The sequence below is a fragment of the uncultured Campylobacter sp. genome (assembly GCF_937997595.1).
In the GTDB taxonomy this organism is placed as follows: domain Bacteria; phylum Campylobacterota; class Campylobacteria; order Campylobacterales; family Campylobacteraceae; genus Campylobacter_B.
Genome location: NZ_CALKTS010000207.1, coordinates 1 through 1,049 on the forward strand (window position 1 = coordinate 1; position 1,049 = coordinate 1,049).

Below are 1,049 nucleotides of genomic sequence, written 5' to 3' on the forward strand. Positions count from 1 at the left end.
ATAAAAATTTTATCTTTAAATTTAGAGCTTTGGATAAAATTTTTGATCGTAAAATCGGGCTCGTCGCACTCCTCCGCTTGCGCGCTTTGCGCTACATTTTGCGGCGCGTTTTCGCTCGCAGATTTTGAAATTTTTTCGCTCATGAGCGGAATTTCCTCACTCGCGGTAGAGCTAAAATTTGAAATTTCTCCGCTCTCGGCGGGTTTAAATTTTAAAATTCCGTCCCTTGCGGTGGGATCAAATTTTAAAATTTCGTCACTTGAGGTGGAGTTAAATTTACCTGCATCGCTGCTTTGCGGAGCGCACCCGTCCGAGTGAAATTTTAAAATTTCGCCGCGGGATTGTTTGAAAACATTTTGCGCCGCTGTATCTATAAATCCGCCGCTTTGTCGCACTTTGCTCTGTTGCGCTAGCCCTTGCGCTGCATCGTCCGGTAGGTTAAATTTCAAATTCTCGCCCGCCGCACTACTTTGCGAGGTGTGCCTGCCCAAGTGAAATTTTAAAATTTCACTTCCCGCGCCGCTACCCGCACCGTCATTCATGCCGCCCATGGAATTGTTTGCGCTGCCGCTCACATCGCCGCTACCGCCTATGTCTGCGCCGCTTTGTAAATGAGCTGAATTTGCACCGCCTGCGCCGCTATCCACACAACTCTGCGCACCATCATTCGGAATTTTACTCGCGCCGCAGTTTGTGCCGAGCTCAGCCTCGCGGCTAAATTTCAGCTTATAAATTTTGCCTAAAATTCTAATCTCGTCGCTTGCTAGTAGCTTGCTTTGCAGCCGCTCTAGCGTTTGGCGGATCCAGCTTTCGTGCTTTAGGATGAAATTTTCTGCCTGCGCCGTGGTGTAGGAGCGCGGCACGCTGACGCTGATCTCACACTCTTTATTGATGCGGATGCGCGCGTATTTCATCCGCTTAAAGCGCAGGCTGATCTGCAAGCCTAGCAAATTTAGACTAACTTTTTGCTCTGCCATTTTTTGCTTATCCATCTCGCCGTATTCGCGCTGCCGCGCAGCCACTCGTCGCAGAAAAACCCGATCCAAACG

Annotated in this window: 2 protein-coding genes; both read right to left on the reverse strand. The window is 49.1% G+C overall.

All coding sequences use genetic code 11. The features are described from left to right. Window positions 1–977 (reverse strand): YgjP-like metallopeptidase domain-containing protein (locus Q0614_RS07280; RefSeq protein WP_298787654.1); only part of this gene is annotated, 977 nt, incomplete at its 3' end. Then, the coding region (locus Q0614_RS07285) for a hypothetical protein (protein WP_298787656.1) at window positions 953–1,049 on the reverse strand (97 nt) is incomplete at its 5' end. The genes Q0614_RS07285 and Q0614_RS07280, both read right to left, overlap by 25 nt.